Genomic DNA, 15414 nt, shown 5'->3' with positions numbered 1-15414 from the left:
TGATCGCGCACCGATCCCTGTGGGAGCTGGCTTGCCAGCGATAGCGGTGCATCTGCCAAAAAGATGTCGACTGACATGGCCCCATCGCTGGCAAGCCAGCTCCCACAGGTTCAAAACAAGTATCAAGGTCAGGAGTTGAACCGCACCCCCGGCTTCGCACGCTCATCAACGGTCAACTCGAAGACATCCGGCCGCGCGTAGTGGCCGACCACATCGTAGTCATACCGCGCGCGGATCAGTTCATCAGTGTCGATTTCCGCCGTGAGCAAGCCCGCTTCCCCGCGCAACGGCCCCGCCAGCACATCGCCCATCGGACCGACGATCACGCTGCCACCGGCAATCAACGGTCGATCACCCGGCCAATTGGCAATCTCCACCCCCAAATCATCCGGCGAGGCCTGCACCTGACAGGCGCTGACCACGAAACAGCGGCCTTCGTGGGCGATGTGGCGCATGCTGACCTGCCACATCTCGCGCTCGTCCACGGTCGGCGCGCACCAGACCTCAACGCCCTTGGCATACATCGCCGTGCGCAGCAGCGGCATCATGTTTTCCCAGCAGACCACGGCGCCAAGCTTGCCGACCTGGGTGTCGAACACCGGCAGCGTCGAGCCGTCACCCTTGCCCCAGATCAGTCGCTCGGTGCCGGTGGGCATGAGCTTGCGGTGTTTGCCGAGCAGCCCGGCCTGCGGATCGAAATACAGCACCGTGCAATACAACGTGCTGCCAGCGCGCTCAATCACGCCGATCACCAGATTGGCTCCGGTGCGCGCTGACAATCCGGCCAGCGCTTCGGTTTCGGCGCCCGGTACATCGATGGCGTTGGCAAAATAACGTGCGAACGCCTCACGCCCCTCGGGCAGTCGGTAGCCCAATTGGGTGCCGAAGCCCTCGCCCTTCGGGTAGCCGCCGAGCAAGGCTTCCGGCATCACCACCAACGCGGCGCCGGATTCGCGGATTGCGTCTTCCCAAGCAAGGATCTGTTCAAGGGTTTCGCCTTTGCCGCCGGGCAATGCACCGATCTGCAACGCCGCCACTATGGATCTGGCCATCGTATTTACTCCATCAGGTTCAGGTGTTGCCGATTCTCCGGCGTCACGCGATCATGAATAAAGCCCTGCCGACTGCTGAATGATATGAGCCAAATGAATATCGCCGACATTGACCTCAACCTGCTGAAAGTCTTCGAAGCGCTGCACGACGAATCCAGTGCCAGTCGCGCCGCCCTGCGCCTGGGCGTAACGCAATCGGCAGTCAGCGCGGCATTGCGCCGCTTGCGTGAGGTGTATGGCGATCAGTTGTTCGTGCGCACCGGGCGCGGACTGGCGCCGACCCTGCAAGCCAATCAGCTGAAACCGGTGATCAGCGATGCGCTCAACAAATGCCGGCAAAGTCTGGCCATGCTCGATCCGGCGGCCAATCAATACGAAGGACGCTCGGTGGCGATCGGTCTGTCAGATGATTTTGAAATTGCCTACGGGCGCCACTTGATCGAGGAAATCGCCCGCCGTGCGCCGAAGCTGCGGTTGATATTTCGCCAGACCCACAGCCAGATCGTTGCCCGCGCGCTGATGGAACGCAGCATCGACCTGGCGATCACTGCCGGCGGCTTTTCCGAGCGTCTGCTCAGTCGTCAGGTGTTGGGGGAAGGCGGCTATGCGTGTCTGGTCGACCCGGCCAGTCTCGCGCCAGGCCAACAGCAGATCGCGTTGCAAGAGTTCGTTGAACGCGAGCACATTCTGGTGTCGTCGGGCGGCTTTATCGGCATTACCGATGAGGGATTGGCGGCAGTGGGTTTGAGCCGGCGAGTCTGCGCGTCGACCACGCATTTCGCCGCGCTGCCCTTTCTGCTCAAGGGCAGTCAGGCGGTGGCGACCATCCCGGCCCATGCCGCCGCAAGCATCGCGACGCTGAGCGGGCTGGCGTTGCTGCCCTGCCCTCTGGCTTTACCGCGCTATCCGGTGGAACTGGGCTGGCGCACCAGCACGCAGATCGATCCGGTGCTGGTCAAGGTTCGCGAGGCGATTGTCGCCACGTTCAGCCAGGCGTGAAGCGGATTATTTGTTCGCCGCCATCAAGCGATTGACTTCACTGCGCACCATGTTGGCGAACTCCGGCGGCGACATGCCGTCCAGTTCGGCGCGGACCCACTCGGCCCATTTGCCCTTGCGCTTGGAGCGCTCCCCAAACAAGCGCGCGGCTTCGCCTTTGGCTTTGCCCAGATTGTTCTGCCAGAGTTCGAACAGACGGGATTTCTCATCTTCCAGCGCTGCGCGCTCTGCGAGGGATTTGTCGGCCAGATTGAAACTCATGGGGATTTATCCTGCTGCGTAAAATGGCGACATCTTACACGCTCGATGGAAATCTCCGGTGCAGGTTTTTCCCTTCTCCACGAATGACATGCAACTTTTCGCCTGCCGCTACACTCCATTGGTCACTGTCCATTCACCTGCAAGGAGTCACCCAATGGCCCGTAAAACCGCCTCGCAAGCTGCCGAAGAGCAAATCAAGGATCAAGCTTTCAGCGAGCTTCAGGCTCTGATCGAAGAATCGGACAAACTGCTCAAGAGCAGCGCTTCACTGGTCGGCGAAGAAGCAGAAACGCTGCGTGCACAAATCGCCCAGAAACTGCAGCTGGCACTGGATTCGGTGTCCAGCGTGCGCGATCGCACCAAACCCGCCGTCGAAGCCACCGAAAACTACATCGGTGGTCACCCTTGGCAAACCGTGGCGATCTCCGCCGGTTTCGGCCTGGTGGTGGGCCTGCTGCTCGGCCGTCGCTGAGTCAGGCGCACAGAAAAAGGCGAACCTCAGGGTTCGCTTTTTTTATGCCAACCGCTTTGCTTTTCCATTACTGAATTCACCTCGGTATCCCAAGTCGGCGTACCTCGCCCAAACCACGCGGTCAGTCCCCTCTCCCCCCGGGAGAGGGCTAGGGTGAGGGGCTTTTGACCTTGTCACTGCAATCGTCAGAACAACAAAAGACTCACTCCCCCGCCAACTCCCGCAACTGCCCCAGCGTCTGCTCATCCAGTACGATCCCTTGCGCCATTGATCGACTGCGCTGCAAATGCCGGCGATCCCCCGGCAGTCGCTTGAGCCCGACCCCGTGCATCTGCCGCACGAGCTCTTCACTGCGCTGGGCGAAGCTCTGCCCTGCGGCCTTGCTCGGGTCGATGACGATCAACAGCTGACCGGTCCACGGGGTTTTCGCGCCGGGATGGTTGGACCAGTCAAACTCGAATGAGAAATTGCCGCCGGTCAATGCCGCCGCCAGCAACTCGACCATCATCGACAGCGCCGAGCCTTTGTGCCCGCCGAACGGCAACAAGGCGCCGCCTTCGAGAACCGCTTTGGGGTCCTGGGTCGGCTGGCCGAGGCTGTCGACACCCATGCCGGCCGGGAGTTTTTCACCTTTACGGGCTGCAATTTGCACATCGCCATGGGCGATGGCGCTGGTGGCAAGGTCGAACACAATCGGCGCGGCGTTGGCCCTTGGCGCGGCGAAGGCAATCGGATTGGTACCGAACAATGGCCGATCAGCGCCATGGGGCACCACGCAGGTCATGCTGTTGACCACGCTCAGCGCCACCAGACCTTCGTCGGCGAAGGGCTCGACATCCGGCCACAAAGCGGCGAAATGATGCGAGTTGCGAATCGCCAGCACCGCGATGCCGGCATGACGCGCCTTCTCGATCAGCAAGGGTCGGGCCGCTGCCAACGCTGGCTGGGCAAAACCGTTGCCAGCGTCAACCCGGACAAACCCCGGCGCGACATCTTCAACCTGTGGCACGGCATGGCCATTGACCCAGCCGCTTTTCAGCGTCGAGACATAACCGGGGATGCGAAACACGCCATGACTATGAGCGCCGTCGCGTTCGGCGTTGGCGCAGTTGACGGCGAGTACCCGTGCGACTTCGCTGGAGGTGCCGTGGCGCAGAAAAATCGTTTCAAGCAATTGCGTCAGTGCTTCGAGGGACACTGTGGACGAGCCATGATCGTGTGGCGCAGACATCTGAAGCTCCAGAATGATTATTGGAGGGAACAACAGCGTACGGTCGATTTTGCCCACCGATTAACCCTGTCCGAGCTGCCAGCTGTCAACCCTTCGATTCATTGCCATCGGTTGGCGCGCCCTGATGCACATTTTGATCTCGGCACGTGCGGTAACTGTCTACCGCAAGTGCTCCACTCTGCGCATTTACTGTTGAGTTCCAGCCCAATGGCGCCCTGTTCAGAGTTGCAATGATGTCCACCCCGACTGCCCCGCTGTTGTTTCCAGTGATATTCGATTCACCCGGCCTGCACGCTGACCTCGCTCCGGCACACGGTCTCAACAGCAAAGACTTCGACTGGCTTGCACACGCGCAACTCGCTACGCAATCGCTGCGCAACAAGCAAACCCCGCCAATGCTGGCCGAACGCATCCTGCTCAACGCCGACAAGCAACTGGCCGTGCCGCTGGCAGGCAGCTTCATACTCAGCGCAGGGCCGGATGACAACGGCGTGTTTCTCTATACGCCCTACGATGGCCTGAAAAAATTCGCTGACCGCCAGGCACTGACGGACGCCCTGCAGACACGCCTCGACAATGCCGGGGAAGCTGATGATCTGCTGGCTTTCCTCTCGGTTTCATTGCGCAAGGAACTGGTGGAAAAACGCAGTATCACCCTGACTTGCGAAACCATCGAAGGTGATGTGTTCGAGGACCAGCAATTGGCAATCGGCGACTCTCTGGAGAGGTGCGCCCGTGACCTGCTGGACGAGCTCAAACGCCTGCCATCCCTTGCAACGCTGCTGGAAAAGATTCTCGACGAACTGCTCGAAGCGCATTTTGGCGCGGTGCAACAATCGCTTACTCGCGTCGGTTTCTATTCGGTGACTTCTTCGGAGGGGAAACAGTGGGTCGACTCGCTGTCGCTGACTGAAGCGCTGTTGGTGCACTTTCACCGTCAGGGCTGGCCCCACGGTCAGGCCGTAGAATTCACCCATCCCGCCCGTTCGATACGCGAAGACGATCAGTCGGCCTGGACCAATGCGATCAAGTCGGCATCGGGAAAACTGACCATGCTGTTGTTTCGACAGCTTGAGGTGTTTTGGAACGGCGCCTCATTCGAAGGCTCGCCCAGACGTACTTTCTTCAGCCAGACGGTGCAGGATCAGGCGCGCGCGGATCTGATGATCAAGCGCGAAACGCAGATCCTCACCGCCGGCGAGTTCAACGCCCTGCACAGCCTGGTACGTGAGCCAACCGTTGCGGTACGGCGGCCAACGTTTGAAACCGTGTGTTTGAGTGAAGAGACAGCCTGTGTCGAGCTGGCCGGTTCACTGATGATCAATCACGACAAGGCTTATCTCTATACGCCCAGCCAGGGCCTGCAGGTACTCGCCGACTACGCGGATCTCAAACAGACACTGACCGCGAAAATGCGGGCTGCCGGACACGAAGACGAACTCTACGGGCTGATGAATCTGCAAGAACGCAATCGTTACCTTGGCTTCGCTAACGCGCAGGTATCCGGGGAAAACATTGGCGGTGAGATCATGACCACGCTGTTCGAGGCCATCATCACCAAGCAACGTCAGAACGTTGAATTCGTTCTGCAGCGTTTTCGTCAGAGCGAGCGCACCACTGACATCCATGCGCTCTTCGACAAGGCGTTGGATATCCGCTCAATGATTCATGAACGGCTGCTCAAGCTCGACGTCAATCAGCGCTGGAGTACCCGGCCGTTGTTTACCAGTACACCGCCATCGTCACTCGTGCAGGCAGACAAGGCTGCGCAGCAGGCGACACTTCTGGGACGGACGCTGGATAATCTGACCAGCCACTTCAAAGACCAGCCGACCGCGCACGGCGCAGAACAGCGCGTCTTTTTGGAAGGCATTCTGTGGAAACTGGCCCAGGCATTCGAAGACGGCCTGCGTGGTGAGGCGTACCTGCGCAGCCTCAGCGGGTCATGGCTGGAGGCGGAACGAAAGATCGTCGACACCGTGTTCGATTCCAGGCACCCGACACGCAGGGACCGCCAGTCACTCAATGGTTTTCGCCCCGATGCCTGGTCACTGACCCTCATCGGAACCGAGCCCAACGCTGCGCTGCCGCTCGCTCACTGTGTGCTGCTGACCGAGCGCGGCGGCATGGACGTGAAACATTCCGGGCGCGCCATCCTCTGGACACCGGCCCTGGGCCTGGAGCTGTTTGACGACATCGCCAATGCGCAAAAGCAATTGCAACAACGACTGGACGACAACAATCAGAGCCACACGCTGCTGGAAAATCTGCCAAAGGCGCAACACAGACTGGACCAGCAATACACCCTGGGCGAGTTTCAATTGATTAATGGCAGTGTCTCCCGAGACCGCATGCAATCTGCCATTGAACAGTTCTTGGCGGAATGTGAACTGCTGCGAGTTTGCATCAAGGAGCCAAAGACATTGGCGAGCTTCCTTGATCAAATGAAGAATGCTGTCATCGATACCAACCTGCGACGCGCGATCGATCTTGCAAGAACCCTTTCGCGTCATCTGGATTACCCGGACTGGTTGCGCATGGCCTCGGCGACGGAGCAACGCACGCAACTCGCGCTGCTGGATGAACTGCGGCATGCGTTCATCGATGGCAAGGATTTCCTCGATGAGGTCCCGGCGCTGGCCACTCATATCGAGCAGACCCTCAAAACCCTGCTCGACGCGCGATTTCCAGGCAACGGGCTCAAGCCACAGGACATCCGGATTACCCCCAATCTGATATTGGCCGGCCCTGCCTGCGACTTGCTGGAATTTGCCCTGCATCACTACAACGTCGTGCAAGGCAGCGGTTTCAAAGTCGCCTCGACAACGGCCACAGCCTTACCAAAAGAGTTTGCCCAGGCCGCGGTACGGCAATTACTGCAATCTCTTGATGTTGCTACCACCTACACCGCGAAAGTCACCGAAGCGCTGTCAGCCGACAGCCCGTCTGCTCGCACCAGCAAAGAACGGTTCTTGCGCCAGTTGCCCTGGCAATTGATGCAACACGCCCACTCGATGAAATTGCAGCAACAGCTCTCGGATACCGGCTATGACTACATTTGCCAGGTCCTCGACATGCCCGACGCGATAGCGCGCGCTGCGGTCGAGGGCGCTCATGCCATCGCCTGCCCCCTATCGCTGATCAAGACCCCAGGCGCTGATTGTGTCGACACACTCGGTTTGTATGTCTTCGGTCCGGGCGCAGAGAAAACAGGCCCCCGGATCCTCTATGCGCCTTACTCCAGGTATGTGTTTCGCGAATTCGAAAACGAAGCGCAGCTGATCGAGGCACTGAATACCCCCGGGCACTTCCAGGATTTGATCATCCGGCGTCTGCCTGAAGCTCAGCAGGCGATATTCAAGAGCCTGTTGAAAACAACGATCGGCAAAGACAGTGAAATCACTCTTCATGGCGCGCCCATCAATGGCAACGTGCTCGAGCGGTTTCACCAGGACACTTTGAGCCTTCTGCCGCAACTGTTGCGCAGCCAGCCACAGATCAATGGCCAAGCGGATTGGGAAGCGGTGAAGTTTCTCTTCAGTCACGGCGTGCGCCTGGTGCCACATTTGCTACCGGGCAAACTCGCGTCCGGTTTTTTTCTGTGGCGAAGCTACCAGGACTTCAAGGCGTCCGCCGAAGGCCTTCAGGATCACCACTGGGCAAATGCCCTGAAAAGCTTCATCGCAGGGGCGATTACCCTCTTCAGCCTGGGACGTCTGTCATGGGAAAGCGAGGCAGAAACGGCCGGCTCCGAATTCGCCGCAGAGGCGCAAGCACCTGCGGGTACAGCCACAACGGTGCAAGTCGCCTCTGGCTGGGCAAAGGTGTCGCCCGTCACGCCCGCTCGGATTGATTTGCAGCCCTTTGAAAGCAGTACGGCGCTGGAATCCCTCAAGCTTGATGCCAATAAGCTGGTCTATGGGGATTCGTCAACGACGCAAAAATACGCCGCCATTGCCGGCAAGGTGTATCCGGCAGTCCAGCTCGAAAAAAACTGGTATTTGCGCAAAAAAGACGGCAGTCAGGGGCCGGCACTCGAAGAGAAAAATGCCCGTCTGGTTGTTGCAAGCGCCAGCCAGCCGGTTCATCGCTGCCGATCAAAACGTCGTGACCCTGCTCAACATGAAGTCGAGGAGAACCGCTCAATAGAAATGTATATCCAGGCCAGAGGCATGGCCCAGATCCACCGTCGCTATCCGGCCAGGGCGTTCGTGATACAGCAAGCCGTAAACCGTGCAAGAGAATACGCAGTCAACTGCCTGCATAACTACGTTACACAGCGCAGCCATCCTGCGGGCACACGGCTGGAGACGGTTTTGAAGGAGTTCTTCGAGGTGCATGAGGTAACGCCCTTGCTGCTCACAAAACTCGAGAAAGTGATAATTCCTGTCTGCCAGGAATTGACGAACCCAAAAGATGATTTGCTCTACACCGAGCGCTTCTTTACTGGTCTGAATGGGCCTGGCAGCGCCAATACCGTTGCTTTCGTTTTCAAACAGGACAAACAAAAAATAATTCATCTCACCGAGGTTTTTTTCAATCCCAGAATGGACAAATACACCGCCCATCTGCCTCCTCGATTCAATGTTGATTCACACGCACGCGCGGTAACGATTATCCATGAACTCTCGCATCTGGTTTGCGACAGCGAAGATCTGGTGACGGTCCAGGCCATGGGGCCTTATCTCGACCTTATCGACACGACGACGGCAGAGGGGCAAGCGGCCAAGGACTCGCTTGAACGTTATCGCAGGTTATTGTCGCGCTACGGCAATCTCTCGCACCTGTTTGCGGTGAAATCCGATAACCACGTCTGGACCGATCTGGACAAAATGCCGACGCATGCCGCGGATTACCTGAAAATCCTCAGCCTTACCAAAACCACAAACCTTGCAGACGCGCGCCGAGCGTTTCGCAGTCCTGTTTCAGCAGACGCGCGGGTCGACGTGATGCTCGCCAACGCCGACTCGATCGCCCTGCTCATCAGCGAACTGGGGCGCCAGCTCGACCCGCTTCCCGCGCCCATACCGCTATCGGCGCCGGTTGCAGATCAGGCGGGATCCTCGCAAGCGCTGGCGTGACGACAAAAAAAATGCGCCGGCGTAACGCCAGCGCATTGCTCATGACCAGAGTCAAAAGTGATTACGGTCGGTTAGTCCTTCTGTTCGCGCAGCACATTGCCCGAGGCGCCGTCGATGCGGAACTCGTAGGCGGTGCCATCGGCCTTGCGCCCTTTGCCTTCCCAGTAGCCGTCATTATCGGCGCCGATCTCATAGACTTCGACATAGCCGGCTTTGGTCTTGGCGACCTCGATGGCTTTTTCGATGGTGATCCAGCCTGCGCCGGGCTTGTCCGCCAGAGCGGCACCGGCACCGAGCAAACCAGCAGTGGCGATCAGGGCTGCGAATGTCTTTTTGATCATTTTTTCACTCCATTTATGGATAGTAGGCAGTTGCTTCCTGTTTTTTTGGGCGCCACAGGGAAAAATAAGTTCCACGTTGATGGGTAAATGCCATGACGGATGTTCTCGGCAGCCTGCCGGCGAGGTTAGAATGAGCGAAATCAGGACGAGTCAATGACCCAAGACACTCTCTCGGAAGCCGAATACGATGCGATCACCGATGCCGCCGCGCACTGGTGCATGCGTCTGCACGCCGCTGACTGCACGGACGAGGAGCGTCGCGCATTTGAGACCTGGCACGCTGCACATCCTTTGCATGCCTTCGAATACGAAGCCATGCAAGAAATCTGGGAAGTCGCCGGAGATCTGCCTCGAACCGAGCCCGAGGCACTCGCGGCGCAGCGCAAGCCTTCGCGTTCGTGGCGCAAGTTCGCGGTCATTGCTGGCGCCTGCGCCCTCGCCTTGCCACTCGCGGCTTACAGCGGCTGGAGTCTGGGCTGGGTGCCCAACAGTTATCAGCATTACGCCGCCACCGACAGTGTGCGTCAGATCACCCTGAGTGACGGCAGCCAGCTCGAACTCAACCTGCACACCGACCTGAGCTTCAGCAATTACAAACATGAACGTCGCGTCACCCTGAACAAGGGCGAGGCGTTTTTTAATGTCAGCCATGACGCGTCTCATCCGTTCGTGGTTCGCGCCGGCGACGGCAAGATCCGCGTGACCGGTACGCGGTTCAATGTGTGGATGTACGAAGATCAGGTGCGGGTCAATCTGATCGAAGGTTCGGTGCTGGTCAGCAGCAATCGCGACTTGCCTGGCGACGGTCTGCGCCTCAGTCCCTCGATGCAGGCGCGCTACCGGCATGGCGATTACGCGCCGCAAATCAGTCAGACCTACCCTGGCGATACTTCGCTGGCCTGGCGCAGCGGCCGTTTGGTGCTCGACAACCTCGCGCTGCACGACGCCCTGCCGCTGATCAACCGTTACCTCGACAAGCCGTTGATGCTGGCCGACACCAGTACCGGCGCGATCCGCGTGGGCGGCGTCTACAACATCAAAGAGATGAACCACCTCGCCAACAGCCTGCCGAAAGTGCTGCCGGTCTATTTGACGCGCAACAAGGAAGGCAACCCGGTAATCAATTCGATGCCGCAACGCCCGCCGAAAAGCTGAAGGCCGCGTCCCTTGCGGGAGGCGGCCTTCGTTTGTTTCGAGCTGTGACTGTTTTACTGCGCTGCCACCTTCCCTGCCTGATCCTGCTTGATCGTCTGCACCTGATATTGCGGATCCGCCTGGATCTGCTGTTCGGTGAACGGCAGAACACTCCACTGCTTCTTCGAAAATGCAGCAGTCTGATCCCGCGAGTATTTCGACATCGGATCACTGGATAACGAGAACGCCAGCAGCCCTTGGGCGTGCGGGCCTTTTTCATCGAAGCTCACAACTTGCAGATAGCTGGTGCCGCTGACCACTTCAAGTTTGCCGTCTTCGCGGGGCACGCTTTGCATCGCGTTGTAGATGCCCAGCGTCCCCGGCCCGCCATGAATCGGCGTTTGCTGCCCGCCGCTGCTGACCACCTGGACATCACCCCAGCGGGTGTCAGGTTTCAGGCCCATTTTTGCGACCCGCTCGACCGACGCCAGCATCGCTTCACGCAGTGCTTTGGCGACGGCAGGTTGTTCGACTGCCAGGCCGCGAGGAGTGTGTTGCGCATCTGCCGGATTGAATGCAACACGCCAGATATCCGCTGATTCAAGCAGCGCCTGCATGATGTTCTGAAAATGCACCAGACCGAGCCCGGAATCCAGATTTGCGCGGCCGTCCCAGGCTTTGAGGCTGGCGCACGCAGACTTGAGTGTCGCGGCATCGCTGCCCAGATCGGCGCCGCAGAACTTCCGCAGATCGGGCATGACCTGCGCGGCCAGATAGACCTGATCGTCCATGACCATGTGCTGCAGATCCTTGACTGCCAGCGGGCCTTTCTTGCTCAGTTCACCCAAACGATCAAGCGCGAATCGTGAGCGCAGGCCCAGCGGTTGTCCTTCCTGACTGATCAGCGGTGAATAGCCGGTGAGCGGTTGAGCCGGGTTGGCCAGCCATGCCGAATCATTGGAGTGCTGAACGAAATCCCTGCGCAGCAATTGCGGCAACTGGCTGGAAGCGAAGATGCCCTTCTGCGCCGCGTGCGGATCGACATCCCAGGCACAGCCGCTGTTGGAACCGTCCAGCACGATCATGCGCAGACCGAGGCGTGGGTCGCTGCACTTGGCAAGTTTTTCCGCGCTGACGTTCGGTACCACCGACAGGTTCATGTACAGCGTCTGGCCCTTGTCATCCACTGCCAGGGTGTTGACCCACGGAATGCCCTGGATCTTGTGCACCGCGTCTTGCAGATCCTTGAGATTGCTGGCCTGGTTCATCGCATACCACTGTTCGAGCACGCGGTCGTTGTCGAGGTTGGCATCGCGCAAGCTGTAGGCATATTGCCTGTCCCAGTCGAGCTTGCCCGGCCATTGCACGATCGGGCCGAACTGCGAGCTGTAGATGTCGCGCGCAACCGCTACGACCTGCCCGTCAGCCTGCTTGACCTGCACGGCAACCGTCTGTTTGTTCAGCGGCAGCGACTTGCCATCGAGCAAATACCGAGTCGGATCCTTTGGATCAAGTTGCAGGCGATACAAGGTGAAGTGTTTCGACGAATCGACGGTGTGGGTCCAGGCCAGATGCTGGTTGAAACCGATATTGATCATCGGCAATCCCGGCAAAGCGGCGCCCATCACATCAAGCTTGCCGGGGATGGTCAGGTGCATCTGATAAAAGCGCATCCCCCCGACCCATGGGAAATGCGGGTTGGCCAGCAACATGCCACGGCCATTGAACGAGCGCTCGCTGCCGACCGCCACGGCGTTGCTGCCGCGATCCAGGGCGAAACGTTGCTGGCGCGCGTCGGCCAACTGGAACGCCTCGGTGTCGCGCTTCACCTGCGCGGTCGCTTGCGGCGGCGTCGCGCCAGCAAGGGCTTCGGCGAACTGCCCCACCCCACCTTCAACCAACAGGCGCCGCGTCAGTTTGACCAGATCCTCGGCGCTGATGTCACGTACCCACTCGCCCTGGCATTGCTGCGGCAACCCTTGCTGACGGCGTTCAGCCAGATAGCGGTTGTAACCGGCGGCATATCCCTCGACCAGGTCGCGGACCTGCGTCGGTTGCGCCTGCCAGAAGGTTTCGACCGCTTCAGGGGTATTGAGCCAGGTGAAGAACACATCACTGACGCGGTTTTGCCGTTGTTCAACAGTGAACTGCTCCGGGCCGAAATATTGGGAGCGCTGACCATTGACCGTGACGATCTCGTTGGCCAGCAGGCACAGATTGTCCTGGGCGTAGGCGTAACCGATGCCGAGACCCAGACCGCGCTCGTTTTCAGCGCGAATGTGCGGCACGCCGAAACTGGTGCGGCGAATATCGGCGCTGGTTTGTGCAGCCGGGCTCAGTGCATGGGCCGACAGGCTCAGTCCGAACAAGGTGCTGGCGAGGGCCAGCCCGGTGAGTTGCCTGGAAATAATCACGCTTGCTCCTGATCGAAAGGTCGATTGCCCCTGCGTCCACGCGCAATGAGCCTGTCGAAGAAACGAAGCTGAGGGAAAAAATTTAGCGGGTAGCCCATTGGGGCAATGCCGTCATCACAAGGCTGAGACGAATTAGCGACGAAATTTCTACATCTTTTCTTTCATGATTTGTCGTGCTGAAACGTCTTGTTTAGAGAGCGCAACAAAACCTTTCCCGATCTGGCTCTGAAAAGGAGTAATCGCATGTACAACTCGCAACTACCAACGGACGGTAGCCAGACGCCACAGGGCGTTTCCATGAGTTCGCACTCTGGCAATTTCACCCAGCGCGGCGAGCGCCCGGGCAACGAGCGTATTCGCGTGCTACTGAAGAGCTTCGGCCTGCGCACCAGCCTGATTCGCCTGAAAGTCATCGACGCCCTGCTCGTGGCGGCACAGAGCAATCGTCGCCTTGGCGTACGTGGCGTGCATAGCCAGTTGCTCGATCTGGACGTGCCGCTGTCGTTTCTCAGCGTGCGAGAAGTGCTTAAACGCTTGTGCGCCGAAGGCGTGATCACCTTCAACGCCGACAAGAGTTACAGCCTGCACCCGCAGGCTGCAGCGGTCCTCAACCACGAATGAGGCTCGCCTTCAGGGCTTGACCTTGCGGCGCATCACGCCGTTGATGATGACCACCACGACCGCCACGCCGATTGCCACGTACTGGAAAGTCTTCTCGGTGATCATGCCGGCATTCTGCAGCCAGGACAGGCCCAGCATGATCGCCAGTACCGACAGAGCGATCAGAATCGAATAAATCAAGCGTTGCTTCTGGGTCATTGCGGTTTCCTGAAACATTGAAATGTAGCCGGTTGCACGCCGAGCGTTCCCCGGATTACGGGTATGCGCCGGGGCAAACGGGTGCTCATGTTACCGCCCCTGAAGACTTTTGGCTGCAAGGTAACCCGACCTTAAGGCATGGCCCTCCCTGCTCTGGCGCAATCAATGCCCGCACTGACGCGGGCATCGTTGTTTGCGCCGCAATGGCAGCCAGGTAAACAGGTTTCACGCCGCGCCAATCCTTTAAACATGCCGTAAGTTTTTGAAATCTGCTGACGCAGCAAACGGCTAGGTCGGCTGTGCGCCTGCGCCTAGGCTCTGCGAACTTCCTACCACTCATAAAACAGGGATGTTCATGCAGAGAACACTTATCAATATCGGCCCCAGACAGGTTGCGGGTTTCTGTCTGGCGTTGACCGCTTTCGAACTGCTCACTTACATGGCCAGCGATGTGATCATGCCAGCGATGCTGGATGTCACCACCGACCTCGACGCGGACGTACGGCATGTTCCCCATGCCTTCAACCTGTATCTGTTGGGTGGCGTGTGCCTGCAATGGTTGCTCGGCCCGTTGTCCGATCAATACGGCCGACGACCACTGTTGTTATCGGGCAGCGCGCTGTTCGGATTGTCGTGCGCGGCGGCTTTTTTCACCGACAGTATTGGGGCGTTCAACCTGTTGCGGCTGTTGCAAGGCATGGGTCTGGGGTTTGTCGTCGCAGTCAGCTATCCGGCGCTACAGGAGGTGTTCTGTGAAGCGGACGCCGTCAGGCTGATGGCCTTGCTCGGCAATGTTGCGTTGTTATCGCCGCTGCTCGGGCCGCTACTGGGGATCCTGTTGCTGGAATGGCTGAGCTGGCGGGAAATCTTTCTGCTGCTGGGATTCACGGCAGCGCTGGTCTGGCTCGGTCTGTTGCTGTGGATGCCGGAAACCGTAGGCGTCGAGCGCCGCGATGGTCATCGAACACCCCGTGTGCCCTTCTCCTGGCGTTGCACTTCACGGCGCTATGGCGCGTTGTTAGGCAACCCGCGTTTTCTCTGCGCCAGTCTGGCGCTGGGCCTGATGAGTCTGCCCCTGATCACATGGATAGGCCTGGCACCGTTGCTGCTGGTGCGGGTGCTGGAACTGCCGCCGCTGGAATATGGCCTGTGGCAGATTCCGGTTTTCTCAGCGGTGATTGCCGGCAATCTGATTCTCGACCGCTTGCTGCAGACTCATTCGCTGACGCAATTGATTCAACTGGCGCTCTGGCCGTTCTGTCTGGGCCTTCTGTTTCTGGCCGCGTGCGCATTGTTCGGCGCGGGGCTTGGTCCGGTGGTGGCGAGTTTGTCGCTGTACGCCGTCGGGCTGGGCATGAGCAACGCCGCGGTGTATCGCCTGGCGCTGTTTGCCAGCGACGACAGCAAAGGTCTGGTGTCGGCGCTGACCGGCATGATTTCGATCGCCGTCATGGGCCTTGGCGGTTCGCTGATTGCGGCCATCGGTGGCGGCGACCGTCTTGAATACTTCGCCCTCTGGGCCGCATTCGGCGGGCTGATGTGCCTGCCCATGGTGTACCGGCTCCTGCAAACCACCACAGCTGATGTGGCCTCGCCTCAGTAAGGAACAC

12 protein-coding genes are annotated in these 15414 nt (G+C 59.2%); 6 read left to right on the top strand and 6 right to left on the bottom strand.

Features of this window, described 5'->3' with window-relative positions; translation table 11 throughout:
• Window positions 1–128 precede the first annotated feature (128 nt).
• A complete protein-coding gene (locus AB4N73_RS08035; RefSeq protein WP_236168857.1) occupies window positions 129–1052 on the bottom strand; it encodes a carbon-nitrogen hydrolase family protein in 924 nt (307 codons plus the stop codon).
• 84 nt (window positions 1053–1136) lie between these two features.
• Here AB4N73_RS08035 and AB4N73_RS08030 point away from each other — a divergent pair, with 84 nt between their 5' ends.
• Window positions 1137–2051: a LysR family transcriptional regulator gene (locus AB4N73_RS08030; RefSeq protein WP_256809776.1), complete on the top strand. Its 915-nt coding sequence runs from the start codon at window positions 1137–1139 to the stop codon at window positions 2049–2051.
• A 6-nt stretch (window positions 2052–2057) separates the two neighbouring features.
• Here the strand turns inward: AB4N73_RS08030 and AB4N73_RS08025 are convergent, their stop codons facing one another.
• The gene (locus AB4N73_RS08025) at window positions 2058–2312 is read right to left on the bottom strand and encodes a hypothetical protein (protein ID WP_003224595.1); all 255 of its coding nucleotides are present in this window, start codon (window positions 2310–2312) and stop codon (window positions 2058–2060) included.
• Between the two features lie 154 nt (window positions 2313–2466).
• Between AB4N73_RS08025 and AB4N73_RS08020 the strand changes: the two genes are divergently transcribed.
• Window positions 2467–2784, top strand: coding sequence for an ElaB/YgaM/YqjD family protein (locus AB4N73_RS08020; protein WP_016774661.1), 318 nt, complete (start codon window positions 2467–2469; stop codon window positions 2782–2784).
• A 202-nt stretch (window positions 2785–2986) separates the two neighbouring features.
• Here the strand turns inward: AB4N73_RS08020 and AB4N73_RS08015 are convergent, their stop codons facing one another.
• The gene (locus AB4N73_RS08015) at window positions 2987–4015 is read right to left on the bottom strand and encodes an Ldh family oxidoreductase (protein ID WP_150635369.1); all 1029 of its coding nucleotides are present in this window, start codon (window positions 4013–4015) and stop codon (window positions 2987–2989) included.
• A gap of 233 nt (window positions 4016–4248) precedes the next feature.
• On the opposite strand from AB4N73_RS08015, the gene AB4N73_RS08010 reads away from it, so the two are divergent.
• Window positions 4249–9096 carry a dermonecrotic toxin domain-containing protein gene (locus AB4N73_RS08010; RefSeq protein ID WP_460143221.1) on the top strand — a complete coding sequence of 1616 codons (4848 nt, stop codon included), beginning with the start codon at window positions 4249–4251 and terminating at the stop codon, window positions 9094–9096.
• Window positions 9097–9167: 71 nt separating this feature from the next.
• On the opposite strand, the gene AB4N73_RS08005 is transcribed toward AB4N73_RS08010, so the two are convergent.
• The gene (locus tag AB4N73_RS08005; RefSeq protein ID WP_095179971.1) at window positions 9168–9437 is read right to left on the bottom strand and encodes a PepSY domain-containing protein; all 270 of its coding nucleotides are present in this window, start codon (window positions 9435–9437) and stop codon (window positions 9168–9170) included.
• A 153-nt stretch (window positions 9438–9590) separates the two neighbouring features.
• Here AB4N73_RS08005 and AB4N73_RS08000 point away from each other — a divergent pair, with 153 nt between their 5' ends.
• A complete protein-coding gene (locus AB4N73_RS08000) occupies window positions 9591–10592 on the top strand; it encodes a FecR family protein (protein WP_150742091.1) in 1002 nt (333 codons plus the stop codon).
• 53 nt (window positions 10593–10645) lie between these two features.
• Here the strand turns inward: AB4N73_RS08000 and pvdQ are convergent, their stop codons facing one another.
• A complete protein-coding gene (pvdQ, locus tag AB4N73_RS07995) occupies window positions 10646–12985 on the bottom strand; it encodes a bifunctional acylase PvdQ (protein WP_460061246.1) in 2340 nt (779 codons plus the stop codon).
• A gap of 243 nt (window positions 12986–13228) precedes the next feature.
• Here pvdQ and AB4N73_RS07990 point away from each other — a divergent pair, with 243 nt between their 5' ends.
• Complete coding sequence (locus AB4N73_RS07990; protein ID WP_041480968.1) at window positions 13229–13606, top strand: fe2+ zn2+ uptake regulation protein; 378 nt, start codon at window positions 13229–13231, stop codon at window positions 13604–13606.
• A 9-nt stretch (window positions 13607–13615) separates the two neighbouring features.
• Here AB4N73_RS07990 and AB4N73_RS07985 read toward each other — a convergent pair whose 3' ends face one another.
• Window positions 13616–13804, bottom strand: a complete 189-nt coding sequence (locus AB4N73_RS07985; protein ID WP_041480969.1) for a hypothetical protein — start codon at window positions 13802–13804, stop codon at window positions 13616–13618.
• A gap of 355 nt (window positions 13805–14159) precedes the next feature.
• On the opposite strand from AB4N73_RS07985, the gene AB4N73_RS07980 reads away from it, so the two are divergent.
• Window positions 14160–15407: an MFS transporter gene (locus tag AB4N73_RS07980; protein WP_460143220.1), complete on the top strand. Its 1248-nt coding sequence runs from the start codon at window positions 14160–14162 to the stop codon at window positions 15405–15407.
• Window positions 15408–15414: the final 7 nt, after the last annotated feature.

The organism is Pseudomonas sp. S3_B08 (genome assembly GCF_054667725.1).
This window is presented reverse-complemented; position numbering and strand designations above follow the sequence as displayed.